The following is a 15,096-nucleotide window of genomic DNA, read 5'->3' as shown; positions in this document are numbered from 1 at the left end:
CCGGGCAGAACGAACGAATGGTGCGAATAGCGGCCGAGTTATAGGTGGCCTTCTCCAGCCTCGCCTCACTGGACTCGGCCGTTTCGGTTGAGTGAAGACCGTGGGTGCTGTTAGCTTCACACGATGGACGACACTCGGGTACGGACGGAGGCAATCGAGGACTTCGCGGCGACCCTTCGGGAACTGCGCACCTCGGTTGGCAACCCACCTTTCCGGGAAATGTCCGGCCGGTCGGGAGCGATTTCCCACACAACGCTACACGAGGCTACGAAGGGTAACCGGCTCCCGAGCTGGGAGACCACCGTCGAGTTCCTCAAGGTGTGCGGCGCGGACCCGGCCGCGTACCGCGAACGCTGGGAGCGAGCGAACCTGGCGGTCAGATCGGCGAGCGCCGGAGATCTTTCGATTCGCCCGGGCACCTCGGTGGACCGTCCGTCTGCCGGAGTCTCAGACGCCGCCGAACTTCATACCAAGCAGCTCGCCAACGGGTGGCCGACCGGCGAGATCTCGGCACCGCCGCCACCGCCCGGCGAGTTCCTGGGCGAGGTCGCCGCGCCCAGGAGACGAGGGCGATCACGCTGGATCCGCCCGGTCGCGTTCGCGGCAGCGGCCGTCACCATGGGGTCGGTGGCCGTCATCGTGGCCGTCGTCAATCGCGGCTCCACACCCGACGAACAACACGGCCCGAACCTGTCCGGCACCTCAGCGATGGCCGTGCTGACCCCAGCCGAGTGCCCGGTGCGTTCGACCAACCCGCCCTCGGCCCCGCCGCTGCACAAGGGCGACGCGGTCGTGTTCATCGAGGACGTTACCTACTCCGACTGCACGCGCGTCGGCACCGGCAAGACCGTGACCAAGATCTGGCGGCTCAAGAACGCCGGGACCGTGCCGTGGAAGGGATATTCGCTGCGGCGCCTCGACGTCACGCAGCAAGCCGATCAGTGCCAGACCATTCCCCACGTGCCGATCAAGGACACGCAACCCGGCGAGATGGTCGACATCCAGACCGTCGTCACCACGCCGAGCAAGCCGGGCCTGTGCTACGTGCGATTCAAGATGGTGGACGCATCGGGAACGGTCCTTTTCCCCGGAAGCCGGCCGATCAACTTTCAGATCATCGTCGACACACCATAGTTCCCCGCCGTGTGGAACACGGCGGGGAACCATGGTCTCGGGGGTCAGGAGCCGAGAACGATCCCCGTGTAGTAGTCCTTGAGGATCCTGGAGTAGCTCCAGCCCGCTCTGGCCTTGTCGCGAGAGCCGTACTGCGACATCCAGTCGCCGTTGACCCAGTTACCGCACGCCGTCGTCGTTGAGCAGTACTGGGCCCGGAAGATCTTCCCGCTGCGCGTCAGCCGGGTGCCCCACGTCGCGTCCACCGCGGCGTTCGTCACCGCCTTCGCGGAGCCGGGCTTGTACACCTGGCTGGAGGTGTGGTCATAGACGTCGAAGCACTGGCCGCTCGGCGTCTTACTGGCGGAGTGCAGCGCCCAGTACCAGCCGAAGTTCTTCACGGCCATCGCGCCGGCCTTGAGGGACTCGCTCGGCCAGCTCGTCACCCACTCGTTGGGCAGCACGTTCTTGACGTAGGTCTTGAAGTCCACCCGCTCCACGCGATTGAGGGACTCGCGGTACACGAGGATCGTCGTGGGCAGCTTGCTGTCCGTGCCGTCGGTCTTGCATTGGGTCGGCGGTAGGGAGCTGCCCAGGAACTCGTGCGAGGCGTTCTGGTTCTTGAGGGTGGAGTTGAGGTTGGCCTTGGCGCCTGGGGCGAAGTCCTGGTAGGTGCCGGTGAGGCCGGTGTTGAAGTAGACGCGGACCTTCTTGCTGCTGCGGTTCCAGACGGAGGCGGCGGCGTTCTTGATGCACTTGCCCTTGCCCGCGCCGGAGCCCTTGAAGTCATAGCAGCTGGGCTGCGTGGTGGAGTAGTCGGGGATCGAAGTGGTGAAGTCGGAGACCGATCCCTGGTTGTTGCTGTTGAAGTAGTAGCAGAACTCGCCGGTGTCGCAGACGCCGTCGCGGCTGGCCGCCGAGGCGGGCGTCGCGGTGGTCAGCATGGTTCCGCCGAGTGCCACCGCGGTGGTGAGCCCCGAGATCAGCCGTACAGTTCGTGAAGGCACAGGTGTCTTCCTCTCATGTCAGCGGGTCGCGGGTCGTTATCGGACGTTGTAGCCCTGGGAGTTCCAGAACGAGGTCGGGTTCGGGTTCTCCAGGGTCGGGTCGCCGACGCTCTTGGACGCCCGCGTCTGCCGTCCGGGGCGCATCTCGACGTGGGTGTGCGCGGACGAACTGCTCGAAACCCCGTGCCACGACTCGTCGGCGATGATCTGGCCGCGGCTGACCGTCTGGCCCACACGCAGGGAGGACCGCGGAGCGGAGTGCAGGTAGATCACCGTCTTGTTCGCCGCGGAGTTGTAGACGGCGATCGTGGACAGTCCGGCCCTGCCGGTGGATCCGAACTGGACATTGGTGATCGTGCCCGCCACCAGGTTGTGAACATCCGAGCCGATGCCGCGGGCGATGTCGATGCCCTCATGCCGGCCGGAGGTGGAGGTGTAACCGTCGAAGCCACAGCTGATCCCGCCGCCGGAGGACGCGTACAGCGCGTACGACATGTTGGTGCGCGTTGTCGATGACGGGTTGAACTCGTGCGAGGCGTTCTGGTTCTTGAGGCTGGGGTTCAGGTTGGCCTTGGCGCCTGGGGCGAAGTCCTGATAGGTGCCGGTATTGCCGGTGTTGAAGTAGACGCGGACCTTCTTGCTGCTGCGGTTCCAGGCGGAGGCGGCGGCGTTCTTGATGCACTTGCCCTTGCCTTCGCCGGGGCCCTTGAAGTCGTAGCAGGTGGGCTGCGTCGTGGAGTAGTCGGAGACCGATCCGGTGAAGTCGGAGACCGACCCCTGGTTGTTGCTGTTGAAGTAGTAGCAGAACTCGCCGGTGTCGCAGACGCCGTCGCGGTTGGCCGCCGAGGCGGGCGTCGCGGTGGCCAGCACCGTTCCGCTGAGCGCCATCGCGGCGGTCGTGGCGGTGAGGATCCTGGTGAGCGTGTTCATGCCGTTCTCCTTTTGTCCGTTTTGTCTGTCATGTCTGCGGAGCTCTGAGTTTTGGCGGAGTCAGCGACGCTGGTACTCCTCCCAGGTGCGGATGGTCACCTTCGGGCCGTCGTCCGGCCCGCGGTTGGCGAGCCCGTTCTGGCCCAGGTAGTAGTCACCGATCTGGTGCTGGGCCTGGCTGGAGAGGCTGGGGTCGCTGATGGCGGCGGCGTGGATGTGCCACGGCCAGTCACCTTGCTGGGGGCTGCGCACCCACGCCGCGAAGCCGACACGGCGCAACGTCCGGCAGACCGCCGTACGGGTGGCGGCGGTCATCCCCTTCACCGAGACGTCGATGACGCCGCCGCCATCGTGGGTGCCCACCGACGTTGGGTCGCCGCCGGGGTTGTACGAACCCTGATCCAGCGGGAGATCGCGGCCGAGCAGGCGCTTCGCCTCGGCCAGCATGTTTCGTGTACGGGTGTTGATGACGGCAGCGCCGGCGGACACCCGGGGGCCCGGGTCGATGGCGGCGGTGACGGTGAAGTGGCCGGCGCCGAGCTTGGTGAGCGACGCCTTGCCCGGCAGCCCGTTGGCGTCAAGGCCGGTGAGGCCGAGCGACTTCTGGTACTTCGCATAGGCGGTGACCGTTGTGGAGCCGAAGTAACCGTCCACCCACTTCTCGTCGAGCAGGCGCCGGTCGCGCAGCGCCTGCTCAACGAGAAGCACGCTGGCCTTGGCACCCGGGGTCAGCGTGCTGTCAGGTCGCCTGGGGTCGATCTGGGCCGCCTTGACAGTGGCTTCCATGTTCACGATCGGAAGGGCCCTCATGCCGGCCGCTTCGGCCGCCGACATCACGGACCCTTCGGCCAATGACGTGAGCAGGGCGGCCGACAAGAGGGCAGCGGCGCATGAGGCCAACTTCATCGTTACTCCTGGGGTGGTGTTGCTGGGCGGCGGAATCAACTTCGCCGGTTACCCAACGTGTCCACAAGGAGATCGGTGTTGTCAGCCTGTCCACATGCGATCTGACAGCCCTGGCCGTACGCCGTCTGACAGGCGGCCCGGTGGCGCTGACAGGGCCTGACCAGGCATATCGAGCACTATGACGTCGGCCGGGAGCTGACGGCAGAATGGCCCGCTCCGCAGGCGCGGCGACATCGGCGGCGGCTACACACAGTGGCCGACGGCGCGCAGCGAGTGGGAGGCGGGGCGCCTAGCGCCAGTTGTGTGGCGCGCGTTTGAGGGTGTAAGCCGCCTCTGGCAGGTCGTCCCGGACGCGGATCATCCAGTGGGCGAGATCGGTGGTGAGGTCGGCCCGGATGGTGGCGAGCGCGGGATCGTCGTACCGGTTGTCCAGCTCGGCGGGGTCGGCGTCCAGGTCGTAGAGCTCGCCGGTGCCGCGCTCGTCCAGCAGCAGTTTCCACTGCCCACGCCGGAGCATCACCGTCGTGCCGGATTGGGTGACGGTGTTGAGCTCGTCGAAGGTGCGGCCCTCGTACGGGAAATGCAACGGAGGGCGCTCGTCGACGTCATAGGACAGCCCGCCGTACCCGCGTTCGCCGTATCCGCTGGCGAACTCCCCGGCCGGATACGGCGCCCCGGTGAGCATGGGCCACAGGCTGCGGCCCTGGACGCCGGGCGGGATCTCGACGTCGAGAGCGTCGCAGATCGTCGGGAACAGATCGGCGAGCGAGACGAAGTCGGCGCTGTTGACCATCGGCCGCACGCCCGGCCCGGCCACGGCGTACGGGATGCGCATGAGGCACTCGGGCATGCCCGCGCCCTTGCGTTGCAGGCCGTAGTCGCCCACGTAGTCGCCGTGGTCGGCGACGAAGAACACCAGCGTGTCCCGATCGCCCAGGTACGCGAAGAACCGGCGCAGCTGGTCGTCGATGAGCCGGAGCATCCCGCAGTAGTTGGCGCGGTACCGCCGCCACTCCGCGTCGTAGCCGGGCCGCTTCTCCTCGATCAGCTCGCGCAGCCAGGTGTACGTGCCGCCCTTGCGCTCGGCGCCCTCGGGCCCGACCAGCCGATCGGGCACCTGGTCCGGCGCGAAGAGGCTGAAGTACGGCTCCGGGACCTGGTACGGATTGTGCGGCTCGGGGAACGACAGCCAGGTGAAGAACGGCCGGTCGTCGGGCGTCCGGTCGATCGCGCTGATCGCAGCGTCGACGATCCGATACGGAAACTGGCACTCCAGCGGAAACGGCGTCGGCTCATGGCTGACCGAGTGGTCGAGCGAGCCGAGCCACTGCTCGAACAGTGCCTGCTCAGGCGTCGCCGTCGGCCCGCGATCGTGCCAGTACGGTGCGGCGAAGGTGTCGAAGTCGGCGGGCTGCCGATAGAAATGCGTCTTGCCCGCCAGATGCAGCGCGTAGCCGGCCTCACGCAGCACGTCCACCAGATCGGCGCCGCGCAGCACGTGCTGCGCGGCGCTGTTCTGCCGGACCCGGTGCGCGGAGGGATACCGTGCGGTGAGCAGGCTGACCCGGGCGGGCACGCACGCCGGAGACGTGGTGTACGCCCGCTGGAACTGGGCGCCGGTGCTCATCAGCCCGTCGAGGAAGGGCATGGTGTCCAGCGGGAAGCCACTCGCCGCCGTCCAGCCGGCGCGCTGCTGATCGGTCATGATCAGCACGATGTTCGGTCGGTTCACGGGTTGCGGCCTCCGCTAGCGCTTCGCGTACATCGGCTTGAGGTAATCCGTCCGCGGCTTCCAGTTGGGGAAGGCGTAGTCGTCCAGGCTGACCTGCGCGCCCTTGCTCTTGGCCGCCGCGATGGCCAGGTCCCGCTGCTTGGCGCTGTCGCTGGACAGCTTGGTCAACGCCGCGCGGACGTCGCTGACATCGCCGGTCAGCGCACCCTGGACGATGTCCCCGAGGCCGGGGGTCACCGGCTTGGACTCGACCTGCACGCGCTGGAGGTCCTTGTTGCCGGCGATCGGTTCGGGGGCGAGGAAGACGCTCTCCTTGAACCAGCCGATCAGCTTCTTGTACGCGGGGTGCGCTGAGGACTGGTCGACGACGGAGATGTCGCGTGGGGGCTGCGACATGGTCCCGGCGATCGTGCGCGAGTACTCCTCGGTGGCGAAGTAGTCGCTCAGCAGCTTGTTCGCCGCCGAGGCCTTCTTGGTCGTCGGTGACAACCAGTAGTCTCCCGGCTGCGGCACATGGTACGTGGCCACGGTGGTGCCCGCGTCAGGCACCAGAATCGGCCCCACGCCGAGTTTGTCCCCGAAGCCGGGCGTGTCCTTCAGCGCCACGCCGGGGCACCAGGGGCCGTCGAAGTAGTACGCCGCGATCCCGGCGGTCCATCGGGCCCGTGCCACGTCGTCGAGCCAGGAGTTCGCGCCCGGCACCACCACCTTGTCCTGGCGCAGCGAGATCAGGAACTCGATCACGTCGAGGTATTCGTCGGCGTGGTAGGCGTACTCGCCGGTCTGGTATCTCAACCCGCCGCCCCCGGCGAAACCGGCCGCCTGCGCCAGGTCGTGGACCTGGTCGCCGAGCCGGATCGGCATGCCGATGTTCCACACCCAGCCGTACGACTGGCCGCCGCCCTTGCTCTGCACCGCGCGGGCCGCGGCCCGGAACTCGTCGTACGTCTTCGGCGGCGCGTCCGGGTCCAGCCCGGCGCGCGCGACCAGCTCCGTGTTGAACCACGTCACCGTGGAGTAGGTCTGGTGGCTGAAGATGGGGAAGGCGTAGATCTTGCCGTCGAAGACGTGCAGGCCCTCGATGAGCGAGTCCTTGACCTGGGCCTTCGCCGCGTCGCTGAGGTCCAGCGGCTGAGCCCACCCGGCGGCGACGAGCGCCGCGGCGGGAAGGTTGAGGCCGGCGTTGGTGCGGATGTCCGGCAGCTGGCCGCTCTGCTTGGCCAGTTGCAGCGCCTGGCCCATCTTCGCCGGGTTGTAGTAGGTGTACTGGACGGGAACGCCGCCGGGGCTCTTGGCGAACTTGGCGAAGACCTCCGCCTTCGCCTTCTGGAGCTGGTTCTGGTGGTCCCACCAGGTCAGCGAGTTGCCGCCGGCTCCGGCGCCGCCACCACCGCCCGCGCCGCATCCGCCGGTCGCCGTCGCGGCGGCCAGAGTGCCCGCCGCGGCGAGGAATCCCCGCCGAGTCATCCCGCTCATCGGTCCTGCCTTCCACCTCGCAGCGTGAAGAATGGGTTCAACAATGTTGCCGCGTGGCAAATTCATTCTTGCCACGCGGCATGCCGCGTGGCAAGACTCTTCTTAGCAACTAGGAGGATGAACGACTGTGGTGACACAACGTGACGTGGCGCGGCGGGCGGGAGTCTCAGTGCGGACCGTCTCCAACGTCGTGAACAACTTCGCCTACGTGGCCGAGGAGACCCGCGCCCAGGTGCAACAGGCCCTGGACGAGCTCGACTACCGGCCCAATCTCGCCGCGCGCAGCCTCAACCGGGGGCGGTCCAACCTGCTGGCCCTCGTCCTGCCGCTGGACGTGCCGTACTTCACCGAACTGGCCGCCCACGTGGTGGACCGCGCCGAGGAGCGCGGATACACGGTGCTCATCGACCGGACTGAAGGCGTGGCGGAACGCGAGCGGCAGATCGTCATGCGGCGAGACCGGTCGGCCCTGTTCGACGGGTTCATCTTCAGCCCGCTCGGTCTGACCAAGGACGAGCTGCGCGACTGGGCGGGCAAGTGCCCGGCGGTGACGCTGGGTGAGGTGAGCGTGGAGGGCGTGGACCACGTCGCCATCGACGACACCGCCGCCGCCCGCGCCGCCACCGCGCACCTGGCCGCGTTGGGCCGGACCAGAATCGCTGCCATCGGCGCGGTGGAGAAACCGCACGGCAACACCGCGGCACACCGCTCCGCGGGCTATTGGCAGGCGCTGGAGGAGGCGGGGCTGCCCCTGCGGACCGAGCTGACGGTGCCCGTACGGCGCTACCAGCGCCAGGACGGCCGCCAGGCGATGGACCGCCTGCTCGATCTGGCCGAGCCGCCGGATGCCGTGTTCTGCTACAACGACCTGCTCGCGCTCGGCGCGATGCGGGCGGTGCTGGCCCGAGGGCTACGGGTGCCGCAGGACGTCGCCGTCGTCGGGTTCGACGCCATCGACGAGGGCCGATTCGCCACTCCGCCGCTGACCACCATCGCGCCCGACAAGGAGCGGATCGCCGAGCTCGCCGTGACCCGCCTGCTGGCACGCATCGAGGGTGACAAGAGCCCGGCCGTCCAGCTTGAGGCGCCGTGGCGGCTGATGGTCGACCAGAGCACCACGGGCGTCGTCGGAGCGAGCGGATGACGGTCGCGATCCCTTCCGCGGCGCGCCCGCGCCGCGGCCGCAACACCCTTTACGTCTGGCTGTTCCTGACGCCGACCGTGCTGCTGTACGGCGCGTTCACCGTCTACCCGATCGCCGGCAGCTACATCTACTCCTTCACCGACTGGAACGGGTTCGACGCGAGCCCGTCGTTCATCGGCGTGGCCAACTACCGCGAGGTCCTCGCCGACCCGATGTTCTGGAGTTCGTTCCGGCTGACGCTGACGTTCATGGTCTTCGCGGTGCCGGTCCAGGTGCTGGCCACCCTGCTGCTCGCGATCGTGCTCAACTCGCCCCGCATGCCGCTGCGCAAGCTGTTCCGTACCGCCCTGTTCCTGCCGGTGGTCACCACCACGGCGATCGTCGGCGTGGTCATGCAGTTCGTCTTCGACCCGGCCAGCGGCCCGGTGAACCTGGCGTTGCGCGAGGCCGGTCTGGCGCCGGACGGCATCGACTTCCTCGGGCAGTCCTCCTCGGCGCTGGGCACGACGATCGCCGTGTACGTGTGGAAGTGGTTCGGGATCACCCTGGTCTACTGGCTGGCCGCGCTGCAGACCGTGCCGAACGAGGTGTACGAGGCGGCGCGCCTCGACGGCGCCGGCGCGCTGGCTACCTTGCGGCACATCACCGTGCCCCTGCTCAAGCCCTTCCTGGTCATCATCACCCTGTTGTCGATCGAGGCGTCGTTACAGGTCTTCGACCTCGTCCTGACCATGACCGGGGGCGGCCCGTTCTACTCGACCGAGGTGATCGAAGTGTACATCTACCGCTGGGCCTTCGCCGCGACGATCCCCCGGCTCGGGTACGCCTCCGCGGCCGCCGTGCTGTTCGGGTTGTTCGTCTGCCTTGTCGGGTTACTGCAGTTGCTCGCCATGCGCGCCACCCGCCGGACCAGGAGCGCGGCATGAGTCGTATGTTGCGCCGACTGCCCTGGTGGCTGGCCGCCGCCGCGCTCGCCATCGGCTGCCTGATCTGGATCTACCCGTTCCTGTGGATGGTCTCCGCGTCGCTGAAGACGTCGGCCGAGGTGTTCACGAAGGGGCTCGACCTGCTGCCCGGCGGCGATCCGGCATGGGACAACTACGAGCGCGCGTGGGTCAGCGCGGACTTCGGGAAATACCTGCTCAACACCGTGATCGTCACGGTGTGCACGGTGGTGGTCGTGGTCGTCAGGTGCGCCATGGCCGGCTACGCCATCGCCCGCCACGACTTCCGCGGGCGCCGGATCGTGATGGGCGTCCTGATCGCCACGCTGTTCGTCCCGGCCGGATACACCATCATCCCGCTGGTCGACCTCGCCCAGCGGCTCGGCATGCTGAACTCGCTGACCGGCATGGTCCTCGCGATGTCGGGCGCCGCGCACGTGGCGGCGATCCTGCTCTACGTCGGGTACTTCCGCGGCATACCCAAGGAACTGACCGAGAGCGCGCTCCTCGACGGCGCCGGGTTCGCGACCGTCTTCTTCCGCATCATGCTGCCGCTGGCCAAGCCCGTGACGGCCACGGTCACCGTGCTGACCTTCCTGTCCACCTGGAACGCCTTCTTCCTGCCGCTGGTCTTCACCTTCTCCCGGCCCGACCTGCGCACCGTCAGCGTCGGCATGCTCGCCTTCGTCGGCGAGAACACCACCGACTGGTCGGGGATGGCCGCTGCGGCGACGATCTCGCTGCTGCCGGTCGTCGCGCTGTTCATCGCCTTGCAGCGCTACTTCGTCGAGGGCATCGCCGGCGCCGTCAAGTCCTGAAATTTCCCGATATTTCCACCGAGAAAGCGAGCACTGTGAGCATTCCGCGTCCTGAATACCCGCGTCCGCAGTTCGTCCGCACCGAATGGCAGTGCCTGAACGGGGCCTGGCAGTTCGAGCGGGACGCCGGCGACTCCGGACTTGAGCGTGGCCTGGTCGACCGGGACCTGACCGGTGAGATCGTCGTACCGTTCTGCCCGGAGGCACCGCTGTCCGGCATCGGCGACCCGGACTTCCATCCGGCCGTCTGGTACCGCCGTACCGTCCAGGTGCCGGAAGGCTGGGCCGGGCAGCGGGTGTTGCTGCACTTCCAGGCGGTGGACCACGACGCCACGGTCTGGGTGGACGGTGTCGAAGCCGGCCGGCACCGGGGCGGGTTCACCCCGTTCAGCTGTGATCTGGCCGCCGCGGCCGACCCGGCGCACACGTACACCGTGGTCGTGCGCGCCCGCGACCCCCGCACCGGCCCGCAGGCGCGCGGCAAGCAGGCGGTCACTTTCGAGGGCACCGGCGCGCGCTACGGACGCACCACCGGCATCTGGCAGACGGTATGGTGCGAGCCCGTGCCCGACGCGCACCTCGGCCGGCCACGGATCACACCGAACGTCGCCGCGTCCGCGTTCCGGATCACCGTGCCGGTGTCGGCCAACCGTCCGGGGCACCGGGTCCAGGTGACGCTGTCGGACCAGAGCGGTGACCTCGTGCGCGCGACGGCGCGCGCCGACCTCGACCTGGCCCCCGAAGTGTGGCTGGCGCTGCCGGCCGACCGGGTCCGGCTGTGGTCTCCCGAGGATCCGCACCTGTACGACCTGCGCATCGACCTGCTCGACGGCGACGACGCCGTGGTGGACACCGCCACGAGCTACGCCGGGCTCCGCTCGGTCGCCATCGACGGGCACGCCGTCCTGCTCAACGGCGCGGTCCGCTTCCAGCGGCTCGTGCTCGACCAGGGCTACTACCCGGACAGCCTGATGACCGCGCCGACGGACGAGGCGCTGCGCCATGACATCGAACTGGCCGTGGCCGCGGGGTTCAACGGCGCCCGGTTGCACCAGAAGGTCTTCGAGGAGCGCTATCTGTACCACGCCGACCGGGCGGGTTTCCTGGTCTGGGGCGAGTTCGGAGACTGGGGAGCCAACACCGGCGGGCCTTCGGGAGACAACCAGCGACCGACCGCGTCGTTCGTGACCCAGTGGCTGGAGGCCGTCGAGCGCGACTACTCCCACCCGTCCATCGTCGGCTGGTGCCCGCTCAACGAGACCTGGCAGCGGCTGACCGACCAGATCACCGTGCTCGACGACGTCACCCAGGGGATGTACCTGGCCACGAAGGCGGCCGACCGCACCCGCCCGGTGGTCGACGCCTCCGGCTACGCGCACCGGGTTCCGGGCGCCGACGTCTACGACTCGCACTGCTACGAGCAGGATCCGGAGGTGTTCGGCAAGCTGATGGCGGGCCTGGCCGACGGGACGCCGTACGTCAACGTCGATCCCGACGGCACGGCATGGTCGGTGCCGTACCAGGGCCAGCCGTACTTCTGCAGTGAGTTCGGGGGCATCTGGTGGAACCCGGACCTGCGCCCCGAGGAGCGCTCCTGGGGATACGGCGAACGCCCCGCGAGCGAGGAGGAACTCCAGCAGCGGTTCGCCGGGCTGGCCGGCATCCTGCTGGACGACCCCAGGATGTTCGGCTACTGCTACACGCAGCTGACCGACGTCTTCCAGGAACAGAACGGCATCTATCGCTTCGACCGTACGAGCAAGCTGGACGTCTCGCGAATCCGCGCGGCCCAGCTACGTCCGGCCGCCATCGAACAGGCGTGACATGCCGTTAATGACCGTCGCGCAAGAAATGCGGAAGGCATCGGAGCCGCGCAATCGGCTTCTCGAACCAGCGCTCGGCCCGCTGCGTCCTGACGCCGAGAACTGTTACTGCACCACATCGCCGTGATGACAGACATGTGCCGGCCTCTGGTGGCACCGGAGGCCGGCACATGCTTGATTGAAAGACGAACATCTGCCGGCCAAGGGGGTTTCGTGAGAAAAATCATCTGGTCGGTGACACTCGCGGTGTTGATCGTCGCCCTCACCGCCTGCCAGCCACGCACCAGTCGATGGGTGGAGCTCGAGAACCGCACGGGTGAGACCGTGTCGGTGAAATGGCTTGGCGACGCGACCGACGGCCGACAGGTTCCACCCGGAGAATCGACGCGGATCGCGGTCGTATCCGGAGCCTGCCTCCATGCAGGAGTCGAAGACGTGATCGTGGCCGACACGGCCAGTGGACGGCGTTTCACCTTCGGCCCGCCCGCCTGCAAAGGTGGAAAGTGGACTCTGCCGGCCAGTTGATCCACCCGGTGATGATGACGTCCAGGGTGGTTGCAGCGAAGGCAGAAACCCATGATCGGACCCTACGAATTCAACCTGTGCAACCGTCGTGCGTGACCCCTACCTGTCCGCGGCCGACGCAAGCGAGTCGACCGGGGGCAGGTCAGAACACGCTGGGCGCTACGGGCCCACTGAACTGATCGGAGAGTGTTATCGGTTCTTGTGGTCAGGGTCGTTGAAGGTCGGGATCGGCTGGTTGGTTTTGGCGTCGAGCATCGTCACACACTCTGGTCTGATGAATCCCCAGCCGTAGTCTTCGTCCAGGACGACGAGGGCTTTGCCGTCCAGGGTCTGAAAACGGTAATTGATCTGGCCTGACCTTTTGCCTATCTGCTCGGCGGGGTGCGCGGGGTCACGAAAGGCGCCACGAGTGAAGTTCGTTCCGGTGAAGTAATTGTAATAGAGTCTGCAGTCTTTGCCCTGGCCGGTCGCCACCTTAGTGGGGACTCCGCTGTGCTTTTTGGTGCCGGCCGGCTTGCTGAATTTCGTACCGATGTTCGTGCGTTGCCACATGCTGTTGGCTGTGCTGGTGGAGCAGCTGTTCGGGCGAATTCCGGTACGGGCGCCACGGGCGCTCAGGTGGATCCATCCACACATGTTGACTCCGGCCCCCTGGAGTCGGCCGTAGGCGTGGTTCAGCTGGCTGGGGCCTACTTGAACGAATGTGGACTGGGACATTATCCGGCCGAGGTAGTAGCCGAATGGGCGGTTCGTTATGCGGGCGCCGGCGCCCAGCTCATCCTTGCCCTCGTTAGGGCTGGGAATGGCGCCGTCCTTGGTCGTGAAGGCGGTCCCTGCCAGCGCTACGGGCGCCGATAGGAGCGACATTGCCAGGACGCCCGATATTGCGATGAGCGTTCGACTGTAGGGCCGGATGTGGATGTGGCTCATATCGTTTCCTTTACGAGTGCCAGAGGTGAGAGTCGATCAATGGCAGGCCCGGAGTTCCGTCAGCCGGGCGTCTGCCGTCGGCTGGGAGAACCCATGTCGCCGAGGAGCGGTGACCTGCGGGACGTGCGGCGGTCATGCAGATCGGCCGCCGACGCGGCCCCGATCGCGAAGGACGCAGGGTGCTCCGACCGGAACGCGGCCCATTGAGAAGGCCAACAACCCGGGTTCCGGTCGAGGCGGCTGCTGGGTTGGCTAGGAGAGGGCGACTCGCTCGATGTAGCCCCAACGGTTCAGGGCCGGCACGTACACCTTGACCCACCAGTCAGTGGGCGACGGGGTAGCCGTCAGGTCCACCTGCCAGGTGGCCGGTACGTTGCCGATCACGAAGTGGGCGGGGTCGCGCAGGGTGGCGTTGCGCGTCACCTTGACGCCTCGTCGGACGATGGGGCTGGCCGGGACGTTCCACTGCACCGGGCGCCATCCGTCCTCCTGCTGGGAGCGTCCCATCTGGATCGAACTTGGGACGGGAACGCCGGTGGGGTAATCCTTCTGCTTGATGGAGTTGCCGAGGCAGGAACGCTGGGTGACGCCCCACCATGGGAAACCGGCGGAGTCCTTGCGCGACGGCTGGGAGATCATCGCCCAGGTGGCGTCGATGTTGTAGCGCCACACCAGATGGGTGCCCGCCGTGGTCTGCCAGGCTACGGTCGGCTGACCGTAGTTAGTCATGATGGTGCAGGTCGCCTTGGTGTCGTAGAACATCAGCAGTTTGTCCCGTTCCGGCTCGGGAGCAGGGCCGGAGGCCGTTCCGGCGAGCGCCGCAGGCGCGGCGCTGGCCGTCAGTCCTCCGGCCAGGAGCACAGATAGGGCGGCGAGTACGGCGGTTCGCAGGTGTGCGGAGACCTTCACGAACATCCCCTCCTTGTTCTTCGCAGCCTCCACCAAACGCGACATACTTCCCCGAATGGTGAATTGTCGGAAAATGGCGGAGATGGCGTGCGTGTTCGGAAATGTCGCCGCTGTCGGGCGACCGTGGAAACTTTGGCAGCCGACCGTCGCACTCGCAAGGCGAAATCCGAAATGCCCGGCGAATCGCGCCGAGTCCGCGCGATTCGCGCGCCAATGGGGCAGTTTGTCCAGGTCGCCATGTTGCGCCAGTTTTGGCAGACTGCCGCCCATGCTGTCCAACCCGGATCCGATCAACGCCTTCTATGATCATTTATCGCACCTCATAGACTCCAAGGGAAAGGGGACGCTTCCTAAGCTTCAAACGTATAGCGAACAAAACTCGCCAGGACTACGCCTAAAGGCCAGTACTCTCCGAGGATGGCTGAAAGACCGTAAGACAGTCCCAGAATGGGACAAAATCGCCCTCATTCTGGACTACTTTAAGATCACCGAAAGACAGGAATGGCGCGGACTATGGACGGGCGCACGTGACGCCCACGCTGCCCGGCTCTCGGCGGACACCTCCGAAAGCTCTCCGGCGGAGGATGCTCCTGCGGCAGAGCGTTCTCATCGAAGGTTAGGCACGCTCTCGTCCTGGTCGACGAGGACGAAGATCCTCGCTGCCACAGCCCTCCTGGTGGTGCTCACGGCGGGCGCTGTGGTGTGGCTGTGGCCTCTCGGAGGCGACACCGCCGGACAGACCTGGCCCGTCGAGGGACAGCCCGTGTACCGCCAGTGCTCACCCCGGGACCGATTGATCCTCAGCCAGCCCGGTCAGGTGCGTGGCGGCCAGTTGCTCG

Annotated in this window: 13 protein-coding genes; 6 read left to right on the top strand and 7 right to left on the bottom strand. The window is 67.1% G+C overall.

The window, feature by feature from the left end:
* Positions 1-627: 627 nt before the first annotated feature.
* Positions 628-1,134: an NBR1-Ig-like domain-containing protein gene (locus AB0H88_RS35775; RefSeq protein ID WP_357652396.1), complete on the top strand. Its 507-nt coding sequence runs from the start codon at positions 628-630 to the stop codon at positions 1,132-1,134.
* Between the two features lie 44 nt (positions 1,135-1,178).
* Here AB0H88_RS35775 and AB0H88_RS35770 read toward each other — a convergent pair whose 3' ends face one another.
* The 5 genes from AB0H88_RS35770 to AB0H88_RS35750 form a co-directional block, all read right to left on the bottom strand.
* Positions 1,179-2,120, bottom strand: coding sequence for a SpoIID/LytB domain-containing protein (locus AB0H88_RS35770; protein WP_357652394.1), 942 nt, complete (start codon positions 2,118-2,120; stop codon positions 1,179-1,181).
* Positions 2,121-2,156: 36 nt separating this feature from the next.
* Positions 2,157-3,050, bottom strand: a complete 894-nt coding sequence (locus tag AB0H88_RS35765) for a peptidase inhibitor family I36 protein (protein WP_357652392.1) — start codon at positions 3,048-3,050, stop codon at positions 2,157-2,159.
* 60 nt (positions 3,051-3,110) lie between these two features.
* On the bottom strand, positions 3,111-3,836 hold the full coding sequence (locus AB0H88_RS35760) for a peptidoglycan-binding protein (RefSeq protein ID WP_357652390.1): 726 nt from the start codon (positions 3,834-3,836) through the stop codon (positions 3,111-3,113).
* A gap of 409 nt (positions 3,837-4,245) precedes the next feature.
* Positions 4,246-5,670 carry a sulfatase-like hydrolase/transferase gene (locus AB0H88_RS35755; protein ID WP_357652572.1) on the bottom strand — a complete coding sequence of 475 codons (1,425 nt, stop codon included), beginning with the start codon at positions 5,668-5,670 and terminating at the stop codon, positions 4,246-4,248.
* Between the two features lie 33 nt (positions 5,671-5,703).
* Complete coding sequence (locus tag AB0H88_RS35750; protein ID WP_357652388.1) at positions 5,704-7,164, bottom strand: extracellular solute-binding protein; 1,461 nt, start codon at positions 7,162-7,164, stop codon at positions 5,704-5,706.
* Positions 7,165-7,294: 130 nt separating this feature from the next.
* Here AB0H88_RS35750 and AB0H88_RS35745 point away from each other — a divergent pair, with 130 nt between their 5' ends.
* The 5 genes from AB0H88_RS35745 (at position 7,295) to AB0H88_RS35725 (ending at position 12,418) form a co-directional block, all read left to right on the top strand.
* A complete protein-coding gene (locus tag AB0H88_RS35745; protein ID WP_357652386.1) occupies positions 7,295-8,308 on the top strand; it encodes a LacI family DNA-binding transcriptional regulator in 1,014 nt (337 codons plus the stop codon).
* A complete protein-coding gene (locus AB0H88_RS35740) occupies positions 8,305-9,234 on the top strand; it encodes a sugar ABC transporter permease (RefSeq protein ID WP_357652384.1) in 930 nt (309 codons plus the stop codon). The genes AB0H88_RS35745 and AB0H88_RS35740 overlap by 4 nt, the downstream gene beginning before the upstream one ends.
* A complete protein-coding gene (locus AB0H88_RS35735) occupies positions 9,231-10,070 on the top strand; it encodes a carbohydrate ABC transporter permease (protein WP_357652382.1) in 840 nt (279 codons plus the stop codon). The genes AB0H88_RS35740 and AB0H88_RS35735 overlap by 4 nt, the downstream gene beginning before the upstream one ends.
* A gap of 35 nt (positions 10,071-10,105) precedes the next feature.
* The gene (locus AB0H88_RS35730; RefSeq protein ID WP_357652380.1) at positions 10,106-11,893 is read left to right on the top strand and encodes a sugar-binding domain-containing protein; all 1,788 of its coding nucleotides are present in this window, start codon (positions 10,106-10,108) and stop codon (positions 11,891-11,893) included.
* A 213-nt stretch (positions 11,894-12,106) separates the two neighbouring features.
* Positions 12,107-12,418, top strand: coding sequence for a hypothetical protein (locus AB0H88_RS35725; RefSeq protein WP_357652378.1), 312 nt, complete (start codon positions 12,107-12,109; stop codon positions 12,416-12,418).
* A gap of 189 nt (positions 12,419-12,607) precedes the next feature.
* Here AB0H88_RS35725 and AB0H88_RS35720 read toward each other — a convergent pair whose 3' ends face one another.
* Together AB0H88_RS35720 and AB0H88_RS35715 are read right to left on the bottom strand one after the other, a co-directional pair.
* Entirely contained in the window at positions 12,608-13,348 is a 741-nt protein-coding gene (locus tag AB0H88_RS35720) for a hypothetical protein (RefSeq protein ID WP_357652376.1), read from the bottom strand.
* A gap of 252 nt (positions 13,349-13,600) precedes the next feature.
* Positions 13,601-14,302: a hypothetical protein gene (locus AB0H88_RS35715; protein WP_357652374.1), complete on the bottom strand. Its 702-nt coding sequence runs from the start codon at positions 14,300-14,302 to the stop codon at positions 13,601-13,603.
* Positions 14,303-15,096: the final 794 nt, after the last annotated feature.

The sequence above is a fragment of the Nonomuraea sp. NPDC050680 genome (genome assembly GCF_040654555.1).
GTDB lineage: Bacteria > Actinomycetota > Actinomycetes > Streptosporangiales > Streptosporangiaceae > Nonomuraea.
Note: the sequence above shows the minus strand (reverse complement) of the source record. Positions and strands in the feature narration are given on the sequence as shown.